This is a genomic window from Microbacterium nanhaiense (assembly GCF_014646015.1).
GTDB classification, from domain to species: Bacteria; Actinomycetota; Actinomycetes; order Actinomycetales; family Microbacteriaceae; genus Microbacterium; species Microbacterium nanhaiense.
In genome coordinates this window covers 32,363-55,644 of sequence record NZ_BMMQ01000005.1, presented here as the reverse complement: position 1 = coordinate 55,644, position 23,282 = coordinate 32,363, and the positions used below count along the sequence as shown (strand labels likewise).

Annotated in this window: 25 protein-coding genes; 6 read left to right on the top strand and 19 right to left on the bottom strand. The window is 69.4% G+C overall.

Annotated features, from left to right (window positions below):
- Positions 1-80: 80 nt before the first annotated feature.
- Entirely contained in the window at positions 81-578 is a 498-nt protein-coding gene (locus IEX05_RS09185; protein ID WP_229661236.1) for an aminoacyl-tRNA deacylase, read from the top strand.
- A gap of 9 nt (positions 579-587) precedes the next feature.
- Here IEX05_RS09185 and IEX05_RS09180 read toward each other — a convergent pair whose 3' ends face one another.
- The 7 genes from IEX05_RS09180 to IEX05_RS09150 form a co-directional block, all read right to left on the bottom strand.
- The gene (locus tag IEX05_RS09180; RefSeq protein WP_188701132.1) at positions 588-1,250 is read right to left on the bottom strand and encodes a DUF6320 domain-containing protein; all 663 of its coding nucleotides are present in this window, start codon (positions 1,248-1,250) and stop codon (positions 588-590) included.
- Entirely contained in the window at positions 1,247-2,638 is a 1,392-nt protein-coding gene (locus IEX05_RS09175) for an alcohol acetyltransferase (RefSeq protein WP_188701130.1), read from the bottom strand. The genes IEX05_RS09180 and IEX05_RS09175 overlap by 4 nt, the downstream gene beginning before the upstream one ends.
- Entirely contained in the window at positions 2,635-3,645 is a 1,011-nt protein-coding gene (locus IEX05_RS09170; protein ID WP_188701127.1) for an alpha/beta hydrolase, read from the bottom strand. The genes IEX05_RS09175 and IEX05_RS09170 overlap by 4 nt, the downstream gene beginning before the upstream one ends.
- 35 nt (positions 3,646-3,680) lie before the next feature.
- Positions 3,681-4,520, bottom strand: a complete 840-nt coding sequence (locus IEX05_RS09165) for an SURF1 family protein (protein WP_229661235.1) — start codon at positions 4,518-4,520, stop codon at positions 3,681-3,683.
- On the bottom strand, positions 4,517-5,629 hold the full coding sequence (locus IEX05_RS09160; RefSeq protein WP_188701479.1) for a GuaB3 family IMP dehydrogenase-related protein: 1,113 nt from the start codon (positions 5,627-5,629) through the stop codon (positions 4,517-4,519). The genes IEX05_RS09165 and IEX05_RS09160 overlap by 4 nt, the downstream gene beginning before the upstream one ends.
- A gap of 22 nt (positions 5,630-5,651) precedes the next feature.
- Positions 5,652-7,154 carry an IMP dehydrogenase gene (guaB, locus tag IEX05_RS09155; protein WP_188701478.1) on the bottom strand — a complete coding sequence of 501 codons (1,503 nt, stop codon included), beginning with the start codon at positions 7,152-7,154 and terminating at the stop codon, positions 5,652-5,654.
- Positions 7,155-7,227: 73 nt separating this feature from the next.
- Positions 7,228-8,418 carry a class I SAM-dependent methyltransferase gene (locus tag IEX05_RS09150; RefSeq protein ID WP_188701126.1) on the bottom strand — a complete coding sequence of 397 codons (1,191 nt, stop codon included), beginning with the start codon at positions 8,416-8,418 and terminating at the stop codon, positions 7,228-7,230.
- Positions 8,419-8,535: 117 nt separating this feature from the next.
- On the opposite strand from IEX05_RS09150, the gene groES reads away from it, so the two are divergent.
- A complete protein-coding gene (gene groES, locus IEX05_RS09145) occupies positions 8,536-8,832 on the top strand; it encodes a co-chaperone GroES (RefSeq protein WP_188701124.1) in 297 nt (98 codons plus the stop codon).
- Between the two features lie 61 nt (positions 8,833-8,893).
- Positions 8,894-9,982, top strand: a complete 1,089-nt coding sequence (locus IEX05_RS09140) for a mechanosensitive ion channel family protein (RefSeq protein ID WP_188701122.1) — start codon at positions 8,894-8,896, stop codon at positions 9,980-9,982.
- On the opposite strand, the gene IEX05_RS09135 is transcribed toward IEX05_RS09140, so the two are convergent.
- From IEX05_RS09135 to glmS, 8 genes are all read right to left on the bottom strand, one after another.
- Positions 9,966-10,385: a hypothetical protein gene (locus IEX05_RS09135; RefSeq protein WP_188701120.1), complete on the bottom strand. Its 420-nt coding sequence runs from the start codon at positions 10,383-10,385 to the stop codon at positions 9,966-9,968. The two genes, IEX05_RS09140 and IEX05_RS09135, sit on opposite strands and share 17 nt — an antisense overlap.
- Positions 10,382-11,437 carry a tRNA (adenosine(37)-N6)-threonylcarbamoyltransferase complex transferase subunit TsaD gene (gene tsaD, locus IEX05_RS09130; protein WP_188701118.1) on the bottom strand — a complete coding sequence of 352 codons (1,056 nt, stop codon included), beginning with the start codon at positions 11,435-11,437 and terminating at the stop codon, positions 10,382-10,384. The genes IEX05_RS09135 and tsaD overlap by 4 nt, the downstream gene beginning before the upstream one ends.
- Positions 11,434-11,847: a ribosomal protein S18-alanine N-acetyltransferase gene (gene rimI, locus IEX05_RS09125; RefSeq protein WP_188701477.1), complete on the bottom strand. Its 414-nt coding sequence runs from the start codon at positions 11,845-11,847 to the stop codon at positions 11,434-11,436. Before rimI ends, tsaD begins: the two co-directional genes overlap by 4 nt.
- Positions 11,848-11,882: 35 nt before the next feature.
- Complete coding sequence (gene tsaB / locus IEX05_RS09120; protein WP_188701116.1) at positions 11,883-12,572, bottom strand: tRNA (adenosine(37)-N6)-threonylcarbamoyltransferase complex dimerization subunit type 1 TsaB; 690 nt, start codon at positions 12,570-12,572, stop codon at positions 11,883-11,885.
- A 37-nt stretch (positions 12,573-12,609) separates the two neighbouring features.
- Positions 12,610-13,080 (bottom strand): tRNA (adenosine(37)-N6)-threonylcarbamoyltransferase complex ATPase subunit type 1 TsaE, encoded by a 471-nt coding sequence (tsaE, locus tag IEX05_RS09115; RefSeq protein WP_188701114.1) that lies wholly within the window; start codon positions 13,078-13,080, stop codon positions 12,610-12,612.
- A 31-nt stretch (positions 13,081-13,111) separates the two neighbouring features.
- On the bottom strand, positions 13,112-14,221 hold the full coding sequence (alr, locus tag IEX05_RS09110) for an alanine racemase (protein WP_188701112.1): 1,110 nt from the start codon (positions 14,219-14,221) through the stop codon (positions 13,112-13,114).
- The gene (locus IEX05_RS09105) at positions 14,221-14,580 is read right to left on the bottom strand and encodes a holo-ACP synthase (protein WP_188701109.1); all 360 of its coding nucleotides are present in this window, start codon (positions 14,578-14,580) and stop codon (positions 14,221-14,223) included. Before IEX05_RS09105 ends, alr begins: the two co-directional genes overlap by 1 nt.
- A gap of 162 nt (positions 14,581-14,742) precedes the next feature.
- A complete protein-coding gene (gene glmS, locus IEX05_RS09100; protein WP_188701107.1) occupies positions 14,743-16,593 on the bottom strand; it encodes a glutamine--fructose-6-phosphate transaminase (isomerizing) in 1,851 nt (616 codons plus the stop codon).
- Between the two features lie 94 nt (positions 16,594-16,687).
- On the opposite strand from glmS, the gene IEX05_RS09095 reads away from it, so the two are divergent.
- Both IEX05_RS09095 and IEX05_RS09090 read left to right on the top strand, forming a co-directional pair.
- Positions 16,688-17,815, top strand: coding sequence for an L-talarate/galactarate dehydratase (locus IEX05_RS09095; protein ID WP_188701105.1), 1,128 nt, complete (start codon positions 16,688-16,690; stop codon positions 17,813-17,815).
- Positions 17,812-18,468 (top strand): FadR/GntR family transcriptional regulator, encoded by a 657-nt coding sequence (locus tag IEX05_RS09090; RefSeq protein ID WP_188701104.1) that lies wholly within the window; start codon positions 17,812-17,814, stop codon positions 18,466-18,468. Before IEX05_RS09095 ends, IEX05_RS09090 begins: the two co-directional genes overlap by 4 nt.
- A 318-nt stretch (positions 18,469-18,786) precedes the next feature.
- Here the strand turns inward: IEX05_RS09090 and coaA are convergent, their stop codons facing one another.
- Complete coding sequence (gene coaA, locus IEX05_RS09085) at positions 18,787-19,731, bottom strand: type I pantothenate kinase (RefSeq protein ID WP_188701102.1); 945 nt, start codon at positions 19,729-19,731, stop codon at positions 18,787-18,789.
- Between the two features lie 102 nt (positions 19,732-19,833).
- Here coaA and IEX05_RS09080 point away from each other — a divergent pair, with 102 nt between their 5' ends.
- On the top strand, positions 19,834-20,763 hold the full coding sequence (locus tag IEX05_RS09080; protein ID WP_188701100.1) for a Ppx/GppA family phosphatase: 930 nt from the start codon (positions 19,834-19,836) through the stop codon (positions 20,761-20,763).
- A gap of 55 nt (positions 20,764-20,818) precedes the next feature.
- On the opposite strand, the gene glmM is transcribed toward IEX05_RS09080, so the two are convergent.
- Genes glmM through rplM form a run of 3 tightly spaced genes read right to left on the bottom strand, consistent with a single transcriptional unit; the run spans position 20,819 to position 23,128 of the window.
- Positions 20,819-22,180: a phosphoglucosamine mutase gene (gene glmM, locus IEX05_RS09075; protein WP_188701098.1), complete on the bottom strand. Its 1,362-nt coding sequence runs from the start codon at positions 22,178-22,180 to the stop codon at positions 20,819-20,821.
- 11 nt (positions 22,181-22,191) lie between these two features.
- Positions 22,192-22,656 carry a 30S ribosomal protein S9 gene (gene rpsI, locus IEX05_RS09070; protein WP_188701097.1) on the bottom strand — a complete coding sequence of 155 codons (465 nt, stop codon included), beginning with the start codon at positions 22,654-22,656 and terminating at the stop codon, positions 22,192-22,194.
- Positions 22,657-22,681: 25 nt separating this feature from the next.
- Positions 22,682-23,128, bottom strand: coding sequence for a 50S ribosomal protein L13 (gene rplM / locus IEX05_RS09065; protein ID WP_188701095.1), 447 nt, complete (start codon positions 23,126-23,128; stop codon positions 22,682-22,684).
- Positions 23,129-23,282 lie beyond the last annotated feature (154 nt).

Below are 23,282 nucleotides of genomic sequence, written 5' to 3'. Positions count from 1 at the left end.
CGAGATCCGGTGGCAACTCGCGACATCGTCAGAATCTCGGCGCATCGTCAGAATCTCGGGACCGGGGCTAGCATCGCAGGGTGAGCACTACGAAACGGGTGGAGGATGCCGCGCGCGAACGCGGGCTGGAGATCGAAGTGCGCGAGTCGCCGAAGGCATCGTCGCTCGAAGAGGCGGCCGCGCTCCGGGGCATCACGCCGGCGGACATCGTGAAGACCCTCGTCGTCAAGGGCAAGGGCGATCAGTACTACTTCGCCCTCGTACCGGGCGACCGGGCGATCAGCTGGGGCAAGCTGCGCGCCGCCGTCGGCGTCAACAAGCTCCGCTTGCCCGAGCCCGAGCTGGCGCTGGAGGCGACCGGCTACGAGCGCGGCACGATCGTGCCGCTCGGATCCCGCACCGACTGGCCGATCTACGCCGACGAGCGCATGGTCGGCAAGCGCGTGTCGATGGGCGCGGGCGCGCACGGTTACGCGCTTTTCGTCGACGCCGACGCGCTGATCGCCGCGTACGGCGCGACGGTCGCCGACATCACGGATCCGATCGACGGGATCCGCGGCGAGCTTCCGCGGCAGTAAGCGCCGCGCTCAGAGGTGCAGGCGCTTCGCGAGTTCGTGACGCGTCTCACGGAGGCTGGCGAGCTGCACCGCCAGGGCGATAACGCTCAGAACGCCGCAGACGATGGACACCACGGGGTGCCTGACCCACCCGAGGGCGAGGAAGACGACCGGGACGAGGCCGAGCACCGCCGTCATCCAGCTGTACAGGATGTGCTCCCCCACCTCGGTGTGCATGACGCGCACGGCGATGAGGACCGCCACGATCGAGCACGCACAGGTGGCGGGTACCGCATAGCTGAGCGCCCAGCCGTTCCAGCCCGTCAGATAGTCCCAGTACGCGCTCACGCCGCCCAGAAGCATCACCAGATACGCCGTGCCCTTGGCGACGTTGCGCCTCTTGCGCACGGCCATCATCACGACCAGCCAGAGTGCGACCACGCCCAGCCAGATCGAGCGCAGCACACCCACGCCGTCGTCGCCCCGGTTGAACAGGAGCTGGGCGGCGAGCGACGCGACGATAACCGCCAGCGAGGCGAAGAACAGCATCGCCAGCACCCTTCTGCGCGAGAACTCGAGCGGTACCGCGGGCATCGGATCCGGCACGCCCTCGCCGTCCGTGCGCGCTCCGCACAGCGGGCAGGCGGCCCAGGTGCCCTCGATCTCGACGTCGCACGCCGCGCACCGTTTCATCGGGAGTGCCCCTCACCCGTCGGGCCCACACCCGACAGCTCCTCTTCCGTGACACGCGCGGCCGAGACCGCGACGGGGATGCCCCGAGAACTCAGGAAGCGGGCGAACTCGCGGACGTGACCGGTCTCCGTGAACGGCGAGGTGAAGCTGATGGTGAGCCGACCGGCGTACGAGACCGAGCAGAACTGGGGGCGCACGGCGGACACGTGGAACAGCATCCGGGTCGTGTGCGACGCCGCCGGCTCCGGAAGCCGGATGTTGCCGAGGTTGGAGATCGCGACGGTGAGGCCGCGGTTGCTCGCGCGGTTGAGCAACCCGAGCAGCAGGTTCTTGATCGGGCTCGGCACGATTCGCAGCACGATCATGCGCTCGAAACGGATGAAGCGGCGCACCCTCTCCCCCAGCGCCTCTTCCGTGGTCTGCGCGCGCAGCTGCGCATCGAGGTCGCGGCAGACGGCGCCGAGGTCATCGTCGCCCCGGCCGTAGGCGTGCTCCAGCCGCACCGTCGTGAAGAAGTTGCGGGCAGAGGTCGAGGGAAAAAGCTGCCGCAGGTTCACCGGGATCGAGACGCCGAGCGTGTTCACGGCGTCCGCGTTCTCCTCCGCGGCGCGCACCGACTGGAAGAACAGCGCCGTCAGATACGACGTCAGCGAGACGCCCTCCGCGCGCGCGAGCGCGAGCACGTCGGCGGCGGGCATCGTCAGCTCGACGACGCGGGTGCGGTTGTCCGGCGTGCGGGTTCCTCTGACCGTCAGCGTCTTCTCGGTGGAGGCGCCGATGAAACGACCGAGGCCGCGCGAGCGCGGGCTCGCATCGCCCGCCGCGGGCTCGCGCGTGCGGAAGTAGCGGGTGAAGCTGTCGGCCTCGAGCTCGTGGCGAACCTCGTCGCGGCGGCCGTCGACGGTCTCGATACCGCCCTCCTCCGCCGCGCCGTGACGACCGGAAGCCGCGCGGACCGCCGGGTCGTCCGGAAAACGCAGGGAGACGTATTCCGTGACGAGGTCGGTGAGGAACCACAGCGCTCCCGTGCCGTCCGACAGCGCATGGAACACCTCGAGGTTGATCCTGCGGCGATGATGCACGACCCGGAACAACAGCGTCCGCTCGTCCGCCTGGTAGATGGGGGCGCAGGTATGCTGCGTCTCCGCGACGACCGTGGGCCGCAGGTCGCTGTCCTGCAGGTAGTACCAGAACACCCCGCGGCGGAGCACGGCGCGGTAGAGCGGGTACCGGTCGAAGGTCGCGTCCAACGCCTGCTGCAGCACGCCCGGGTCGACGTCGTGATCCATTTCCGCGGTCATGCGGAACACCTTCGGATCCGCGTCGCTGCGGGCCGCGAGGAACATGGTGGAGGCGTTGTCGAGTCTCACCCAGGTGCGCCGCGTCACGTCGTCTCTCCCTGGTGGCCCTCTCCCCTGCCGTCCCGCGGAAGCTCCGGGGATGCGGTGCCCCCACCCGGGTCGGAGCGGATCGGCGCGTCCAGGAACGCGTCGATCACCTCGTACGCCTCCCGCAGGGGACGGGCAAAGCGCGGCAGGGTGATGAAGCCGTGGATGGCGCCCTCCACCCGATGCATCCGCACCGGAGTGCCGGCGTCGGCGAGCGCGCGGCCGTAGGCCTCGCCCTCATCGCAGAGCAGGTCGAGTTCCGCCATGATGAGCAGGGTCGCCGGCTGACCCGTCATGTCGTCCGCGAGCAACGGTGCGACGCGCATGTCTCGTCGCTTCTCCGGGTCGGGAACATAGAGGTCCATGTAGTCCTGGACCTCGGTGTGGGTGAGCCGATAGCCCTGGCCGTGCTCGCGGACGGACGCGTACGGGGACGTCTGAGGGTCGTGATCCCAATACGTCACCGGATACAGCAGGATCTGCCGGCCCGGCATCACGTGCCCCTCCTGGCGCAGGAGCAGGGAGACGACGGCGGCGAGGCTGCCTCCCGCCGAATCGCCCACGAGCACGACCTGGGATGCGCTCTCCAGCCCGGCGCGGCTGGGATCCTCGAGCAGGAGCTTCGTCGCCCGGAGGCAGTCCTCCAGGCCCGCCGGGAACGGGTGCTCGGGCGCGAGCCGATAGTCGACGGATGCGACGACGCAGCCGGTCAGGTCCGCCATCGCGGCGCAGGCGGGCGTGTAGCTTTCGATATCGCCGGTCACCCACCCGCCGCCGTGGAAGAACAGCAGGAGCTCGTCGCGCCGCGTCTGCTTGGGTTGGAAGAAGCGCACCGGGATCTCGTGGCCGCCGTCTTCCGACATGATCTTCCGATCGAGCATGCGATAGCGGGGAATCGGACGCGCGGCCAGGTGGCGCTGCATGCGGCGCACCTTCTCGTAGTCCTCCCGCACGTTCAGCCGTGGTGCGGCGAACAGGCTGAGGAAGGCGCTGAACAGCTTGTTCATGACCAGATCATCCGGTAGTCGGCGCGAGGCCGAGCTCAGTCGTCCTCGTCATCGGCGTCGGGATCGATGCCCGCGAAGACCTCGAGTTCGCGCTCCCAGGCATCCTTCGCGAGCCGGTACCAGAGGTAGAAGGAGAAGCCCGCAAAGATCGCCCACTCGGCGGCATAGAACAGGTTCAACAGGTTGAGGTTGCTGTCCGGCGCGGGCGCCGGTGACGAGATCGCGGCGAGGCCGGCGTCCGCGATGCCGCCCGTGGCATCGTTCGCGACGAAGTAGGGCCGATAGACCTCGCCCTCCACATCCCACACCGACAGCAGCGCCGCCGACGACATCGCGCCGATCTCGAAGGGATCCTCCGGGTCCGGCACGGCCGGGTCCTCGCTCGCGATGATCCGGCCGGAGAGCTCGACCTCGTCGCCCGTCGCGGCCGCGGAAAGCTCCGCGATCGCCGCATCCGCGGCGTCGAGCGTGGGCGCCCAGCCGATCGCGGTTCCGAGCGAGGCTCCCCCGACCTCGAGGCGGCCCGTCACCCAGTAGCCCTCGACACCGTCGTTCACGCGATGCGCGACGACGAGGAAGTCTTCCGGATCCCAGGTGCCGCTCACGTCGACGCGCTGGCCGACGTAGGGACCGTCGAGGTAGTCGCCCGGGCCGACGACGTCATCGAGCGGCACGACCTGTTCGGTCTGCCCCTCGGCGACGGGGCTCGTCGCAAGCGCGCGAGTCAGCTGCCACTGGAGCAGCCACGAGAAGATGCCCGCGACGACGAGGCAGAGCGCGAGGAGCCCGATCCACCGGGGGCGAAGCATCACCTCGCGCAGCGTGGGCGGGAACTCTTCGAGATCGGCCTCGTCTCGGGGCATCAGCTCGGTCATTCGTACGGGGTGACGACCACGTCGACGCGCTGGAACTCTTTGAGCGACGAGTATCCCGTCGTCGCCATGGCGCGACGCAGCGCACCCATCAGGTTGGTCGTGCCATCGGCGGTCGTCGCGGGGCCGAACATGACCTCCTCGAGCGTGGCGTTCTGCGCGACGGAGACGCGACGCCCGCGAGGCAGGGTGGCGTGGTGCGCCTCCTGGCCCCAGTGGTATCCGCGACCCGGCGCGTCGGTCGCGCGGGCGAGTGCGACGCCCAGCATGACGGCGTCGGCGCCCATCGCGATGGCCTTGACGATGTCGCCCGAGGTGCCCACGCCGCCGTCGGCGATCACGTGCACGTAGCGTCCGCCCGACTCGTCCATGTAGTCGCGACGGGCCGCGGCGACATCGGCCACGGCTGTCGCCATCGGCGTGTGGATCCCGAGCGCCGTTCGCGTCGTGGAGGCGGCGCCGCCGCCGAAGCCGACGAGCACGCCCGCGGCGCCCGTGCGCATGAGGTGCAGCGCGGCCTTGTAGGTGCCCACGCCGCCCACGATCACGGGCACGTCGAGGTCGTAGATGAACTGCTTCAGGTTCAGCGAGTCATCCCCGCTCGTCACGTGCTCGGCCGAGACGGTCGTGCCGCGGATGACGAAGAGGTCGACGCCCGCCTTCACCACCGTCTCGTAGAACTCCTGCGTGCGCTGCGGTGAGAGCGCGGCGGCGACCACGACGCCCGCGCCACGGATCTCCGCGATGCGGCGCGTGATGAGTTCGGCCTTGACCGGCTCGTTGTAGAGCGCCTGCATGCGCTGCGTCGCCGATTCGGCGGGCAGCGATGCGATCTCGGCGAGCAGGGGTTCCGGATCCTCGTAGCGCGTCCAGAGCCCTTCGAGATCGAGCACGCCCACGGCGCCCATGCGCCCCAGGGCGATCGCCGTGGCCGGGCTCACGACCGAGTCCATCGGCGCGCCGAGCACCGGGGTCTCGAACGTGAACGCGTCGATCGACCACGACGTCGAGACGTCGGCGGGGTTGCGCGTGCGGCGCGTGGGTACGACCGCGATGTCGTCGAAGGTGTATGCCTGACGGCCGCGCTTGCCGCGTCCGAGCTCGATCTCCATGCTCACCGTGTGATGCCTTTCGTCAGCGGGTGTAGTTCGGGGCCTCGACGACGATCTGAACGTCGTGAGGGTGCGATTCCTTGAGACCCGCGGGCGTGATGCGCACGAACTTGCCCTTGCTCTTGAGCTCGTCGATCGTGCGCGAGCCGACGTAGAACATCGACTGGCGCAGACCACCGACGAGCTGGTAGACGACGGCGGCGGCGGGACCGCGGAACGGAACCTGCCCCTCGATGCCCTCCGGGATCAGCTTGTCGTCGCTCGGGACATCGGCCTGGAAGTAGCGGTCCTTCGAATACGAGGTCTTCTTGCCGCGGGTCTGCATCGCACCGAGCGAGCCCATGCCGCGGTACTGCTTGAACTGCTTGCCGTTCTGAAAGATCAGCTCTCCGGGCGACTCGCTCGTGCCCGCGAGGAGCGAGCCGAGCATAACGGTGTCGGCACCGGCGACGAGCGCCTTGGCGATGTCGCCGGAGTACTGCAGGCCGCCGTCGGCGATGAGGGGCACGCCCGCGGCGCGGCAGGCGAGCGACGCCTCGTAGACAGCCGTGACCTGGGGCACGCCGACGCCCGCGACGACGCGCGTGGTGCAGATCGAGCCCGGCCCGACGCCCACCTTGACGGCGTCGACGCCCGCGTCGATGAGGGCCTGCGCGCCCTCGCGCGTGGCGACGTTGCCGCCGATGATGTCGATGTGCGCGAAGCTCGGGTCGGCCTTGAGCTTCGTGACGATGTCGATCACACCCTGCGACTGTCCGTTGGCGGTGTCGACGACGATCACGTCGACGCCCGCGTCGCGCAGCGCCTCCGCGCGGTTCCACGCCTCGCCGAAGAAGCCGATCGCGGCGCCGACGCGCAGGCGGCCCTGCTCGTCCTTCGTCGACAGCGGGTACTGCTCGCGCTTGTCGAAGTCCTTGATGGTGATGAGGCCGCGGAGCACGCCCTGCTCGTCGACGAGCGGAAGCTTCTCGACGCGGTGCTTGCTGAACAGCGCCACGACCTCTTCGCTCGGGATGCCCGGGTAGCCCGTGACGAGGTTCTCGCTCGTCATCGCGTCCTTCACGAGCGTCGTCTGCTTGTCGGCCGCCGAGACGAAGCGCATGTCGCGGTTCGTGACGATACCGACGAGCTTGCCCTCGTCGTCGACGACCGGCAGGCCCGAGATGCGGTACTGCGCGCACCGTGCGTCGACCTCGGCGAGCGTCTCGTCGGGCGAGGTCGTGATCGGGTCGGTCACCATGCCCGACTCGCTACGCTTGACGCGATCGACCGCCGCCGCCTGGTCCTCGATCGACATGTTGCGGTGCAGGATACCGATGCCGCCCTGCCGCGCGAGGGCGATCGCCATGCGTGCCTCGGTCACGGTGTCCATGGCCGCCGAGAGCAACGGCACCTGAACGCGGATCCGCTTCGTGAGCTGCGAGGACGTGTCCGCCTCGCTGGGAATGACATCGGTGTGTCCGGGAAGGAGCAGCACGTCGTCATAGGTGAGACCGGTGAAGCCGAAGGGATCGTTGTGCGTCATTATTATGTGACTCTCCTGCAGGTGCGCGGCGGTTCCGCCCATTGTATGGCTGATAACTGACAGCCCTTCTCGGCTATTCCAGGCGGTCGGCGAGGATCGCGGTCCTGCGCGCGCCGATCCGCGTCACGAACAGCGTCGCCTTCTCGGTACCGCTCAGCTTCAACTTCTTCCGGAACTCGGCGGGATCGATGTCGACGCCCCGCTTCTTGATCTCGAGCGTGCCGATCCCTCGCTCCCGCAACGCCCTGGCGAGCGGCTTCGGATCCGCCGGCAGCGTCTCGCGCACGCGGAACGTCGTCGCGAACGGGCTGCGCGCGTCCGCGTCGCCCGTCAGATAGGCGATCTGCTCGGCGACGGGCCCCGCGCCGAGCGACCGCGCGACGTCGCCGATGAGGCGCGCGCGGATGATGGATCCCTCGGGCTCGTGCAGGAACGCCCCGAGTTCGCGGACGGGTTCGTCCGGCGTATCGGCGGGCGCCGTGAGCTCGTGCGCGGAACCGCCGCGGATCACGAGCGCCGCCCGGCCGACGCCGTCCCGCGCGAGGGTTCCCGTCCAGACAACGAGCTCGACGGTCGAGCCGTCGACGCTGATCCACTGCGCCTCGCTTCCCTCCGGCAGGGCGTCGCGGTCGTGGGCGGGCCCGAGCTTGATGCCCGCGGGAATGCGGGACGCGAGCTCGAAGGCCCAGTCGAGGCTCGGCGAATAGTCGTCGGCGCGCACCCGGCGGGTCTCGCTGTGCCCCGTGGTGCGCCGCGCGGGATCCAGCCACACCGCGTCGACGCCATCGAGCGCCGTCGTCTCCGCTATGCCGTGGCGCACCTCGACGGCATCGCCGAAGGGCCGCAGGTTGTATGCCGCGAGCGCCGCCGTGACCTCGTCGGCGTCGACGGCGAGCACGTCGAGGCCGAGGGCGGCGAGGGCGAGGCTGTCCCCGCCGATGCCGCAGCCGAGATCCGCCACGCGGCGCAACCCCGCGCGTGCGAAGCGCCCGGCGTGGTGCGCCGAGACCGACATCCGCGTCGCCTGTTCGAGACCCGCGCGGGTGAAGAGCATCCGGCCGGCGAACTCGCCGAACTTCGCCGCCGCGCGGTGCCGCAGGCGCGACTGGCCCACAACGGCCGAGACGAGCTCCGGGCCGTGCCCCGCGGCGCGCAGCCGCGTGACGACGCGCGCCACGTCGTTCGTCGTCTGCACCGGGTCGAGCCCGTCGAGGAGCGTCATCGCCTCGGGAGTGAGGAGCGCGTCGAGCTCTGCGTGTTCCATTCCTCCAGGCTAATTGGCACTCACGTTGCGCGAGTGCCAGATTCGGTTCTACACTGGCAATTAGCACTCTCGGGGTGAGAGTGCGAACCCAAGTCTTCTGTCAGAAAGAGGTAGACCGTGTCGGTTTCCATCAAGCCGCTCGAGGACCGCATCGTCATCAAGCAGGTCGAGGCTGAGCAGACCACCGCGAGCGGACTCGTCATCCCTGACACCGCCAAGGAGAAGCCCCAGGAGGGCTCCGTCGTGGCTGTCGGACCGGGTCGCATCGACGACAACGGCAACCGCGTGCCGCTCGACGTGGCGGTCGGCGATGTCGTTCTCTACAGCAAGTACGGCGGAACCGAGGTGAAGTTCGGCGCCGACGAGTACCTCGTGCTCTCGGCCCGCGACGTGCTCGCCATCGTCGAGCGCTGACGTTCCTTCGATGCCCCGGATGCTCAGGCATCCGGGGCATCGTCGTATCTAGAGTGGATCCATGCGTACCGAAGTGAGCGACATCGCCGAGATCGTTGACGAGAATCCGTGGGCCGCCTGGGGCGCGCTCATCGTCGCCGCGGGCGTCGTGCTCATCGTCGCCTTCGTCGCGAGCTGGATCTTCAGCGCCGTCACCGGCCGCCTCAGCGGCCGCGCCGAGGTCTTCGCGGAGCTGCAGCGCCGGTTCCCCCGGCCCATCTTCTTCCTGCTGGCCGTCATCGGGTGGCGCGGCTCGGTCGCCGCGTTCTTCCCCCGGGATCTCGCGGAGGCGCGCGGCGCGGTCTCCTATGCCCTCACCCTCGCGATCATCGCCGTCACCGGCTGGATCCTCGGGAAGGTCCTGATCTTCCTCCTCGACGGCGCGATGCGCCGCCAGGATTCGTCGGTCGGCGACGAATTCACCGTGCGCCGTCGCCGCACTCAACTGCGCATGATCCGCAGTCTCGTGATCGCTATCGTCGTCGTGCTCACAGCCGCCGCGATGCTGCTCACGATTCCGGGCGCCAAGGCTTTTGGTGCATCGTTATTCGCCTCCGCCGGCCTCGTATCGATCGTCGCGGGTCTCGCCGCGCAGTCGACGCTCGGCAACCTCATCGCGGGAATCCAGCTGGCATTCTCGAACGCGCTCAAGGTCGGCGACACCGTCGAGGTCAACGGCGAGTTCGGCAAGGTCGAAGAGATCACCTTGACATACGTGGTGGTGCAGATCTGGGACGACCGCCGGCACGTTCTGCCGTCGACCTACTTCACCACGACGCCGTATACGAACTGGACTCGTAATCAGACGCAACTCACCGGCACCGTGTATTTCGAAGCGGACTACAACGTCGACGTCGCAGCGGTCCGGGCCGAGGTAGAGCGGATCCTCGACCGCACGCCCGAGTGGGATCGGCGCAGCTGGGGACTTGTCGTTACCGACGCGTCCGGCGGTGTCGCGCAGCTACGCGCCACCATGACGGCTGCCGATGGCGACCAACTGTGGACGCTCCGCTGCGCCGTGCGTGAGCAAATCATCGCGTTTCTCGCGAATTCGCGGCCGCAGGATCTGGCGCGCAGCCGCTTCGAGACGATCCCTACGCCGGAGGCGTGAGCTTCGACAGTTCGTCGAGGATCCACCACACCCAGTAGGCGCTGTACAGCACCGACACCGCACCGATGACGTAGCTCGCGACGCACCAGGCGCGCCGGGCGCGCTGGCGCACATGCGCCACGACGCCGACGAGCACCCCGAGGATCCCGAAGCCGCCGCCCCAGGGGCCGAACCACGACACGATGAGGCCGACCGACGCGAGCGTCACCGCGAAGACGACGAGCGTCGTCACGGGCCGGGGGCGGTGGCGGACGAGAGGCGGGGGCTCATCCGGAAGGATGTGCCCGAAGGTCTCCGCGGCGACCTCGAGCGGGCGCGTCGCCGGATCCACGATCCGCCTGTCCGGGCGCGCGTCGGCGTCCCGCTCGTGCGGGTCCACCTCTCGCGCCCGGATCTCGGTCATGGGCGCTCCGCGACCTGGATCTCGGTGACGGGCAGCGTCGAATCGGCGCCGAAGTCGAGGGTCGACGGACGGCGCCCGCTCGAGATCAGCTGCGAGGCGAGCGCCGCGATCATGGCGCCGTTGTCGGTGCACAGGCTGAGCGGCGGGATCCGCACGGTGACGCCGCGCGCGGCGGCCCGCTCGAGCGCGACCTCGCGCAGGCGCTTGTTGGCGATCACGCCGCCGCCCAGCAGGAGGCGCGGCACGCCGCGCTCCTCGCAGGCGTCGAGGGCCTTCGTCACGAGCACGTCAACGACCGCCTCGCGGAAGCTCGCCGCGACATCCGCGACCGGCAGGTCCTCGCCCTCGTGCTGCTCCACCCAACGCGCAACCGAGGTCTTCAGCCCCGAGAACGAGAAGTCCCAGCGGTGCGCCGCCATGTCGCTGGCCCGGCTGAGCCCGCGCGGGAAGCGGATCGCGTTCGGATCCCCGCCGACCGCGGCGCGGTCGATCTGCGGGCCGCCGGGGTACGGCAGGCCCAGGATCCGGGCGACCTTGTCGAAGGCCTCGCCCGCGGCGTCGTCGATCGTCTCGCCGAGCATCTCGACATCGGTCGTGATCTCGCGCACGTGCAGCAGCGAGGTGTGGCCCCCGGAGACGAGCAGCGCGATCGTCGGGTACTCGAGGGGCTCGCTGTCGGGCGTGACGATGTCCGCCGCGATGTGGCCCACGAGGTGGTTCACGGCGTAGAGGGGCTTTTCGAGCGAGACGGCGAGCGCCTTCGCCGCGCCCACGCCCACCATCAGCGCACCCGACAGGCCGGGACCGCTCGTGACCGCGACGGCGTCGAGATCCTGCAACCGGATCCCCGCCTCGGCGATCGCCTGCTCGATGGTCGGCTGGAGCGCGTCCAGGTGCGCGCGGGCTGCGACCTCGGGGACGACGCCGCCGTAGCGGGCGTGCTCGTCCATGCTCGACGCGATCGTGTTGCTGAGCAGGGTCCGCCCGCGCACGATGCCGATACCGGTCTCGTCGCAGCTCGTCTCGATTCCCAGCACGAGGGGCTCGGTCATGCGATCCTCCTCAGGTCACACTTCATGATCACGGCGTCGACATCATCGGGCTGGTAGTAGCGGGCGCGCCGCCCGATCTCGACGAAGCCCTCGCTCTCGTACAGCCTCTGGGCAATCGGGTTGTCCGCGCGCACCTCGAGGAAGACCTCTTTCGCGTTGCGCGCTCGCGCCGTGTCGAGGAGTTCCTTGAGGAGGTCGCGGCCGAGGCCGCGGCCCCGCTCAGCCGCCGCGACCGCGATCGTCTGTACGTCGCTATCGGATCCTCCGGGCAGGTGACGCAGGCCCGCGTAGCCGGTCAGCCGCCCGTCGTCCTCCGCCACGATGTAGCGGCCGTAGGGGCTCTCGAGCTCCGCCGCCATCGCGCTCTCGGGCCACGCGTCGCTCGGGAAGCTCGCGTTCTCGATCGCCATGATGTTCGGCAGATCGGCCGGGGTCGCCGTGCGGATCACGTGCTCACCCGCTTCACCGCACCCGGGATCTTCGCGTCGGGGGCGCGCAGGTAGAGGGGCCCGAGTTCCGCCGTCGTGCCCGCCGCGAGCTGGCGGGCCGCGAGCTTGGCCAGCGCCGCGGCGGGGATGCTCGTGGTGGTGCCGAGATTCTGAAGATCGCTCGAGATGCTGCCTTTCTGGGCCGAATCGGCAGAATCCCGCGCGATTGTCAGAATCTCGGCGAGGTAGCTGTGCGGATCCGCGGTGTGAGGGAGCAACTCCGGTCCCGCGATGCGGTTCGGGAGGCCGCCCTTCAGACCCGCATAGGCGCTGACCGCGTTCTCACGGCGCCGGGCGTCGGTCACGATGACGAACTCGGCATGGGGATCCCGTTCCAGGATCTCGAGGGCGGCGCCGTCGTGGCTCGCGACCGGGACGACGGGGATCCCCCGCCCGATCGCGAAGGCGCGGGCGGCCGCGATGCCGATCCGCAGGCCCGTGAACGGCCCCGGCCCCATGCCCGCGGCGACGGCCGTGATGTCGGCCGGTGTGAGGCCGGCGCGGTCGAGCGACTGCTGAATGAGCGTGCCGATCACCTCGGCATGGCCGCGGCTGGTCTCGCTCTGTGCCTGCCCGAGCACCTCTTCGGTGTCCGGGTCGACAACGGCGACGGTGGAGCCGATCGAGGAGTCGATTGCGAGGATCATCCCCTCCAGGTTAGGCGCGACTCGCTTACAAGCCGCCCTACGCGTGTCTCGTTATGACAACGGTGCGCGGCGCATCGAGATCGAGGTTCTCCGCATCGTCGGCCTCGCCCACCGGACGCACGATCTCGACGTCCCACCACTCGTCCGCGATCTGCTCGACGAGGCCCCTCCCCCACTCGACGATCGTCACCGAGTCGTCGAGGTCGAGGTCCAGATCCTCCAGCTCGCCGGCGTCTCCGAGGCGATACGCGTCCGCGTGGATCAGCGGAGCACCGCCCCGGAGGGACGGGTGCGTGCGGGCGATCACGAAGGTCGGCGACTGCACGGGGCCGCGCACGCCGAGACCCTCGCCGATGCCCCGCGTGAGCGTGGTCTTGCCTGCGCCGAGGGGGCCCGTGAGCACGAGCATGTCGCCCGCCTCGAGCCGCGCGCCCAGCCGCCGACCGAGGTCTTCCATCAGCGCGGCGGTCGGGACCTCGTGCGTGCCCAGCAGCTCATCCGGAACCATGTCTCCATCCTCCCATTCCGAGGAGGGCGCCTCACACGACCGTGCGGGTCACCCTCGGGCCGAGCCGGGTGACGATCTCGTAGTTGATCGTGTCGGCCGCCTCCGCCCATTCCGTTGCGGTCGGGGCGCCCCGCAAGGGGTCACCGAAGAGCACGGCGCGGTCTCCGACCCTCACGGGGGCGTCGCCCACGTCGACGATGAACTGATCCATGGCGACGCGGCCGGCGACGCGAAAGCGCTGCCCGCCGATCCGCACCGGGCCACGATTGGATGCGTGGCGCGGGACCCCGTCGGCGTATCCGAGCGGCACGAGCGCAAAGGTCGTGTCGCGCTCGGCGCGGTAGGTGTATCCGTAGGACGCCCCCTGCCCCGCCGCGACCCTGCGCACCGCCGCGACCGGCGCCTGCAGCGTCATCGCGGGGCGGAGGCCGAGGGCCGCGGAGGAGCGGTCGTCGAACGGCGAGAGACCGTAGATCCCGAGCCCGATGCGCACCGCGTCGAGGCGCGTATCCGGCAGCTCGATCGCCGCACCCGTCGCGGCGAGGTGGCGGATCCGCGGGCGCAGGCCGGCGTCGATCGCCGCGCCCATCGCGTCGCGGAAGCGCGCCAGCTGGGCGAGATCCTCCTCGTGCGAGGTTCCGGAGAGGTGGCTGAAGACGCCGTCCACCCGCAGGCGGCCGGCCCGTTCGAGGCGTGCCGCCTCGGCCATGAACGCCGCCCAATCCGCGGGCGCGGATCCGCCCCGACCGAGACCCGTCTCGAACTTCAGGTGCACGAGCGGCACCGCGGATCCGGCCTGGGCGGCGACGCGGCGCAGCTGGTCGACGGTCGATAGACCGAGCTCGACGTTCGCGCCGATGGCGGGGGCGAAGTCGGTGTCGGGGCCGTGCAGCCAGGCGACGATCGGATGAGCGATCCCGGCCGAGCGCAGCTCGAGGGCCTCCGACACGTCGGCGACGCCCAGGCGCGTCGCGCCTCCCGCGATCGCGCCGTGGGCGGCGGTCACCGCGCCGTGCCCGTATCCGTTTGCCTTGACGACCGCGATGAACTCGCGGGTGTGCGCGGCCGCGCGGAGCGTCCGGACGTTGTGCTCGATCGCGCCGCGGTCGATGATCGCCTCGCGGGTCGGGGATGAGGCCATCAGAGGCCTCCTTCCAGAATCGTGTACGCCAGCGCCAGGCCGCCGTCGTGTGAGAGCGACAGATGGGCACGGCTGACGCCGCGGGCCTCCAGCGTCGCGGACGTCTCGCCGGAGATCGAGTAGTTCGGAGCCTGCCGCTCGCCCAGGCGCGGGACCTCGATCTCCTGCCAGAACACGCCATCGGATCCGCCGAGCGCCTTGATCAGCGCCTCCTTCGCCGCGTAGCGCGCGGCGAGGGAGCGGAGGGGCAACTCGCGCTCATGCGGAGTGAAGAGGCGCTGCATCAGCCGCGGCGAGCGAGCGATCTGCCCCTCGAAGCGCTCGATGTCGACCATGTCGACGCCTACCCCGATGATCATTCGTCCAGCCTAGTAAGCCCACCTGCGCTCCCGGTCCCAGGGCGTGTCCCACTTCGTGCGGGAATGGCGGCGCTATACCCGCATCAAGTGGGACACGGGTTGGGGCGTGTCCCACTTAGCGCGGGAATAACCGGGCTATTCCCACACAAAGTGGGACACGGGTCACTCGACGGTGACCGACTTGGCGAGGTTGCGGGGCTGGTCGACGTCGAGGCCCTTCGCCGTCGCGAGGCCCATCGCGAAGATGTGCAGCGGAACGACGGCGAGGAGCGGCTCGAAGAGCGGGCTCGCGAGCGGGATCCGCAGCACCTCGTCGGCAGAGGGAAGCACGGCCGAGTCACCCTGCTCGGCGATCGCGATGACGCGGGCACCGCGGGCGCGGATCTCCTCGATGTTGGAGATCACCTTCTGGTGCATGGTCACGGATCCGCGCGGCGACGGCACGACGACGAAGACGGGCTGCCCCGGCTCGACGAGCGCGATCGGGCCGTGCTTGAGCTCGCCCGCGGCGAAGCCCTCGGCGTGGATGTACGAGATCTCCTTGAGCTTGAGCGCCCCCTCGAGGGCGATCGGGTATCCGACGTGCCGTCCGAGGAAGAGCACCGACCGGGTGTCGGCCATCCAGCGCGCGAGCTGCTCGGTGCGCTCCTGCTCGTTATCGAGGATCCACTGGATCTTCTCGGGCAGCGCCTCGAGCTGCGCGACCGCCTCGTTCGAGACCTCGTCCGGCAGGGATCCGCGCACGTCCGCGATGTGCAGCGCGAACAGGTACAGCGCGGTGATCTGTGCGACGAAGGCCTTCGTCGACGCCACGGCGACCTCCGGGCCGGCGTGCGTGTAGACGACCGCGTCGGACTCGCGCGGAATCGTGGATCCCTGCGTGTTGCAGATCGACAGCGTCTTGGCGCCGAGACGCGCGGCCTCCTTGACGGCCATCAGCGTGTCCATGGTCTCGCCCGACTGGCTGATGGAGATGACGAGCGTCGACTCCGACACGATCGGGTCGCTGTAGCGGAACTCGTGCGCGAGCTCGACGACGACGGGGATCCGCGACCACTTCTCGATCGCGTACTTGCCGACGAGACCGGCGTAGTAGGCGGTACCGCAGGCGAGCACAACGATGCGGTCGACGCCGAGGAAGAGCTCATCGAGGCCCTCGAGCTCCGGGATGGAGATCCGGCCGTCCTTCACGCGTCCGCGAACCGTGTTCGCGACGGCCTCCGGCTCCTCGGAGACCTCCTTCGCCATGAAGCTCGACCAGCCGCCCTTGTCGGCGGCGGAGGCGTCCCACGACACCTCAAACGGCTGCGGCTCGACGGGGTTGCCGTCGAAGTCGGTCACGACGACCGCGTCGGGCGTGATCGCGACGATCTCGTCCTGACCGATCGCGAGCGCGCGGCGGGTGTGCTCGACGAACGCGGCGACGTCGGATCCGAGGAAGTTCTCGCCCTCGCCGAGCCCGATCACGAGCGGGGAGTTACGGCGCGCGCCGACGACGAGACCCGGGTGGTCCTCGTGCGTGGCGAGCAGGGTGAACGCTCCGTCGAGGCGGTTCACGACGGCACGGAAGGCCGCCACGAGGTCGCCCGTCTCGGCGTAGGCGCGGGCGATGAGCTGCGCCGCGACCTCCGTATCGGTCTCGCTGAGGAACTCGACGCCCTCGGCCGAGAGCTCCTTCTTCAGCTCCGCGAAGTTCTCGATGATGCCGTTGTGGATCACCGCGAGGCGGTCGCCATCGGCGAGGTGGGGGTGGGCGTTGACATCGGTCGGGCCACCGTGGGTAGCCCAGCGGGTGTGGCCGATTCCGGTTGTTCCGCGGCCCATCGGATCCTGTTCGAGCGACTCGCGGAGGACGGCGAGCTTGCCGGCCTTCTTGCGGGCGTTCAGTCGCCCGTTCTCATCGACGACCGCGATTCCGGCGGAGTCGTATCCGCGGTATTCGAGCCGGGCGAGGCCCGCGACGAGAATTCCCTGGCTGTCCCGGGGTCCGACGTATCCCACGATTCCACACATGCGAATGATCCTAATGTCGCGAGCCCGTGAACCAGCCCTGCATGACAGATCCATAATCTGTCTGATAGCTTGTCCGTATCTCGAGGAGGAGACCATGACCTACACCCCCGACGCCATCCGCGCCATCACCCTGTCCACCCTGCGCCTGCCGTTGCCCGTGCCGATCTCCGACGCCAAGGTGTTCACCGGACGCCAGAAGCCGATGACGGAGGTCGTGTTCCTGATCGCCGAGGTCGAGACGGCCCAGGGCCACTCCGGCCACGGTTTCAGCTACTCCAAGCGCGCGGGTGGACCCGCGCAATACGCCCACGCGAAGGAGGTCGCGGGCGCGGCGATCGGCGAGGATCCGAACGACATCCAGAAGCTGTACACCAAGCTGCTCTGGGCGGGCGCCTCGGTCGGCCGCTCGGGCGTCGCGACCCAGGCGCTCGCTGCGATCGACATCGCGCTCTACGACCTCAAGGCGCGCCGTGCGGGCCTGCCGCTGTCGAAGCTGCTCGGATCCCACCGCGACAGCGTGCGCACCTACAACACCTCGGGCGGATTCCTCAACGCGAGCCTCGACGAGGTCCTGACCCGCGCGAGCCAGTCGATCGAGGAGGGCATCGGCGGGATCAAGATCAAGGTCGGCCTCCCCGACAGCTCCGAAGACCTGCGGCGCGTGAGAGCCGTGCGCGAGCACATCGGCGACACCCCGCTGATGGTCGACGCGAACCAGCAGTGGGACCGCACGACTGCATTGCGAATGGGACGCCGCTTCGAGGAACTCGACCTGGTCTGGATCGAGGAGCCCCTCGACGCGTACGACGCCGAGGGACACGCGGATCTCGCCCGCGCTCTCGACACTCCCATCGCGACCGGCGAGATGCTCGCCTCGGTCGCCGAGCACGAGAGGCTCATCGAAGCCCGCGCCTGCGACATCATCCAGCCCGATGCACCCCGCGTCGGCGGAATCACGCAGTTCCTCCGTCTCATGACGCTCGCCGATCGCGCGGGCCTCGACCTCGCCCCGCACTTCGCCATGGAGATCCACCTGCACCTCGCGGCCTGCTACCCCCGCGAGCCGTGGGTCGAGCACTTCGACTGGCTCGACCCGCTCTTCGAGGAGCGCCTCGAGACCAAGGGCGGCCGCATGATCGTTCCCGACCGCCCGGGCCTCGGCATCACGTTCACCGACCAGGCCCGTGCCTGGACGACCGAGAAGGTCACGATCACGGCATGACGACGCCGCGGGGAGAGCAGATCGCCGACACCATCGCCGAGAGGATCGTCGGAGGATCCATCGCGCCCGGCGAGCGCCTACCCAGCGAGGCGCGGCTCGCGGAGCAGTTCTCCGCGAGCCGCGCCGTCGTGCGCGAGGCCATTCAGCGCCTGCAGACGCGCGGCCTCATCCGCACGCGGACGGGATCCGGCAGTTACGCGCTCACCCCACCCGCGGACGGCGGCGACGGGTGGCTCCGCGCTAGTGGATCCGCCGAGCGGGCGGAGCTGCACGCGTTCCGGACCGCGATCGAGCAGGAGGCTGCGGCGCTCGCGGCCCGCAACCGCACGGACGACGACCTTGCAGCGCTCGACGCCGCGATCACCCGATTGGCCTCGGCGTCGCTCCCGGCCGAGACGGTGGAGGCAGACTTCGCTCTGCACCGCGCGATCGCGTTGGCGTCGCACAACCGCTATCTCGCGGAGGTGCTGGAACGGCTCGGCGCGACGACGATCGTGCTCCCCCACGCCCGCCTCACCGATGCCGTCGCCGCCACGGTGGTCGCCGAGCACCGCCACATCGTGGACGCGATCCGCGCCGCGGATCCCGTCACCGCCGCGGCGTCCATGCGCGCGCACCTCGCCGCGTCCCAGTCCCGACGCGAGACTACGTAGGCCGTGTCCCAGTTGATGCGGGAATAGCGGCGCCATAAGCGCACGAAGTGGGACACGCCCCAACCCGTGTCCCACTTGAGGCGGGAATAGCGGCGCCAAAAGCGTACCAACTGGGACACACCCCGACCCGTGTCCCACTTAAGGCGGGAATAGCGGCGCCATAAGCGCACCAACTGGGACACGCCCCAACCCGTGTCCCACTTGAGGCGGGAATAGCGGCGCCATAAGCGCACCAAGTGGGACACGGCTTAACCTGTGTCCCACTTACAGCGGGAATAGCCCCGCCATAAGCGCACCAACTGGGACACGCCCGGCATATTAGAGCTTCCGCAGGAGGACGCGTTCGACCGCGTGCTCGGGGCCCTTGCGCAGCACGAGGGTGCCGCGGTGCTTCGTGGGCTCGACGTTCTCGACGAGGTTCGGGAGGTTGATGTCGCGCCAGATGCCGCGCGCGGTCTCGATGGCCTCGGCGTCGGAGAGGTGCTGGAACACCTTGAAGTACGACTCGGGGTTCGCGAAGGCGCCCTCGCGGAGCTTCAAGAAGCGGCCCACGAACCACTGCTCGATGTGGTCCGTCTCGGCGTCGACATAGATCGAGAAGTCGAACAGGTCACTGACGGCCACGTCGTTGGGCGCGGGCGGCGGCTGCAGCACGTTCAGTCCCTCGACGATGAGGACATCGGGCTGCCGCACGACCACCGCCGCGTCGGGCATGATGTCGTACTTCATGTGCGAGTAGAACGGCGCCCGCACCTCGGCGGCGCCGGACTTCACGCGCGTGACGAAATCGACCAACGCGCGGCGGTCGTACGACTCGGGGAAGCCCTTGCGGTCCATGATCCCGCGCCGCTCGAGCTCGGCGTTCGGGTAGAGGAAGCCGTCGGTCGTGACGAGCTCCACGCGCGGGGTGTCGGCCCAGCGGCTCATCAATTCGCGCAGGAGGCGCGCAACGGTCGATTTCCCGACGGCGACGGATCCGGCCACGCCGACGACGAACGGGATCCGCGGCTGGTCCTCGCCGAGGAACGCACCGACCTCGGATCCGATCTGCCGCGTGCCGGCGGCCCACGCGCTGAGCAGCCTGCTGAGCGGGAGGTAGACGTCGCGCACCTCGTCGACGTCGAGGCGGTCGCCGAGGCCGCGGATCTGCACGATCTCCTGCTCGGTGAGGGGCTGATCCATGCCGCGCGCAAGCCTCGCCCACTCCGCGCGGGGAATGTCGCGGTAGAGCGAGAGCTGCAGGGAACTGCTATCAGCCGTCATTCACACGATCTTACGGCCACCCACGGGTCGCCAGAAAACGCGCTCGACGCCCGGTCGGGCGCACGTTTTTTGGCGCCACTCATCCGCGCTATGTTTTGTCGTATGCGCCTCGGGGTTCTCGACATCGGATCGAACACTGTCCACCTGCTCGTCGCGAACGCCGAGCCGGGAGGGCGGCCGCTCGCCACCACGAGCGAGAAGTCGACGCTTCGGCTCATGCGCTACCTCACGCCGGACGGGTCGATCTCCGACGAGGGCGTCGAACTGATCATCGCCGCCGTGCGCCGCGCGAAGGCGGTCGCCGAGAAGGAGAACGTCAGCGAGCTGCTCGCGACCGCGACGAGCGCGATCCGCGAGGCGACCAATGGACCGGAGGTCATCGCCCTCATCGAGCAGGCGATCGACCAGCAGCTTCAGGTGCTGGGCGGATCCGAGGAGGCGCGGTTTACCTTCCTCGCCGTGCGGCGCTGGTTCGGCTGGTCGGCCGGTCAGATCCTGCTCTTCGACATCGGTGGCGGATCACTCGAGATCGCCGGCGGCGCGGACGAGCTCCCGCAGCTGGCGGAGTCGGTGCCCCTCGGGGCGGGCCGCATGACGGTCGAGTACCTGCCGCAGGATCCCCCGGGCGATGACGCCATCGAGCGGCTCGCGCACCACTCGGAGGAGACGCTCGCGGCCGTCGCCGCGCGCTTTGGGCGGATCCCCTCTCCCGATCACGTGGTCGGATCCTCGAAGACGATCCGCTCGCTCGCGCGCCTCGTCGGCTACAAGCGCAGCGGCTGGGGCGGCGCGGCGCGGTGGATGCTGCCGCAGCAGGAATTGGAGTCGTGGATCCCCGTGCTCGCGCGGATCCCGGCCGCCTCGCGTCAGGAGCTTCCGGGCATCACGCCCGAGCGCACCTTCCAGATCACCGCGGGAGCCGTCGTCCTGAACGAGGCGATGAAGGCGCTCGATGCGTCCGAGCTGGAGGTCAGCCCCTGGGCGCTGCGCGAGGGGATCCTCCTCCGCTACTCGGAGGACATGGGCTGGTGAAACATGCCGGAGGCCCCTTCCCACGGGAAGGGGCCTCCGGCATGTCGGCGCGAGGCTACTCCTCGAGCGCGAGCCGTTCCTCGACGATCTGCGCGAGGCCCGACGCAGCGCGCTCGGCCTCGTCGTGGGTCGCCGCCTCCACCATGACCCGCACGAGGGGTTCGGTGCCGGACGGGCGCAGCAGCACGCGACCGGTGTCGCCCAGCTCGGCCTCGACGGCCTCGACCGCCGCCTGCACCTGCTCGTCGTCGACGCGCGTCTTATCTACGCCCTTGACGTTGATCATGGTCTGCGGGAACACGGTCATGATCGAGGCCAGCTCGGCGAGCGTCTTGCCCGTGCGCGCCATCTCGGCAACCAGTTGCAGGCCCGTGAGCAGGCCGTCGCCGGTCGTGGAGTGGTCGTTCATGATGACGTGCCCCGACTGCTCGCCACCGAGCGAGTATCCGGACCGGTTCATCTCCTCGAGCACATACCGGTCGCCGACTGCGGTCTCGACGACGCGGATGCCCCGCTCCTGCATCGCGAGCTTGAGCCCGAGATTGCTCATCACCGTCGCGACGAGGGTGTCCTGCGCGAGCAGACCGCGCTCGTGGAGAGACGCGGCGAGGATCGCCATGATCTGGTCGCCGTCGATCGGCTTGCCCTCGGCGTCGACCGCGAGGCACCGGTCGGCGTCGCCGTCGTGGGCGATGCCCACGTCGGCGCCGTGCTCGACCACGGCCTTCGAGATGACGTCGAGATGCGTCGAGCCGATGCCGTCGTTGATGTTGATGCCGTCCGGGTCCGCACCGATCACGGTCACCCGCGCCCCGGCGTCGGCGAAGAGCTGCGGCGAGACACCGCTCGCGGCGCCGTTGGCGCAGTCGATCACGACGTGCAGCCCGTCGAGGCGCACGGGGAGCGTGCCGAGCAGGTGCAGCAGATAGCGGTCTTCCGCGTCCGCGAAGCGACGGATCCGCCCCACGTCGGCGCCCGTGGGCAGCAGCTTCGGCTCATCGAGGTAGTGCTCGATGCGCTCCTCGACGATGTCGGGCAGCTTGACGCCGCCGCGCGCGAAGATCTTGATGCCGTTGTCGGGGGCGGGGTTGTGGGACGCCGAGATCATGATGCCGAAATCGGCATCGAAGTCGTTCACGAGGAACGCCAGTGCCGGCGTCGGGATCACTCCCGCGTCGTAAACATCGACCCCGCTCGCCGCGAGCCCCGCCGAGACGGCGGCGCCCAGGAAGTCGCCCGAGATGCGCGGATCGCGGGCGATCACGGCCTTCGTGCGACGTCCCTGGGCGCGGCGCGCCTCTGCAGAACGCCCCTGGCCCAGGACGACAGCAGTCGCCTGGGCCAGGGAGAGAGCAAGGTCGGCAGTGAGGGCGCCATTGGCGAGCCCTCGCACACCATCCGTGCCGAAAAGAGCCATAGAGGGCTCGATCAGCGCTTCGAGAACTGCGAAGCCTTGCGGGCCTTCTTGAGACCGGCCTTCTTACGCTCGATGACGCGGGCGTCACGGGTGAGGAAGCCAGCCTTCTTGAGGGCCGGACGGTTGTTCTCGCGGTCGATCTCGTTGAGCGCGCGCGAGATCGCGAGGCGCAGCGCGCCGGCCTGGCCCGAGGGGCCGCCGCCGCTGATGCGAGCGATCACGTCGTAGGCGCCCGTGAGGCCGAGCAGCGTGAAGGGGTCGGTGATGAGCTGCTGGTGCAGCTTGTTGGGGAAGTACTCCGCGAGCTCACGGCCGTTGACCGTGAAGGAGCCCTCGCCGGGGATCAGGCGCGCGCGGGCGATAGCCTGCTTGCGACGACCGACAGCGGCACCGGGGACGCTGACGACCGGGCGCTCGGCGACGACCTCGGCCTCGGCCGGGGTCTCGGTGGTGTAGTTCTGAACGTCTTCAGTCACGAGTTAGTCCTTAAAGCCGCGGCGCTTACTGGGCGACCTGGTCGAAAGTGTACGTCTGGGGCTTCTGAGCGGCGTGGGGGTGCTCGGCACCCGTGTACACCTTCAGCTTCGCCAGCTGGTTGCGACCGAGGGTGTTCTTCGGAAGCATGCCGCGAACGGCCTTCTCCACGGCGCGAACCGGGTTGTTCTCGAGCAGCTCGGTGTAGCTGACCGACTTCAGACCACCCGGGTAACCCGAGTGACGGTAGGCACGCTTGTTCTCGGCCTTGTTGCCCGTGAGGACGACCTTGTCAGCGTTGATGATGATGACGAAGTCACCCATGTCCATGTGGGGGGCGAAGGTCGTCTTGTGCTTGCCGCGCAGGAGCGCCGCAGCGTGCGAGGCGAGGCGACCGAGAACGACGTCGGCGGCGTCGATCACGAGCCAGTCGCGCTGAGCGTCGCCAGCCTTCGGGGTGTAAGTGCGAGTCACGATAGTGCTGCTTTCTTGTCGAACGGAGAGGTTCGTGAATCCCACTCCGGGGCGGTTGTCCGGGCAGACCGGGCCAACACAACCGGTGGAGGGCTCACGTTCGGATGCGCGACAGCGCGCGCACCAACAAGCAACGTTACCGGATCCGTTCACC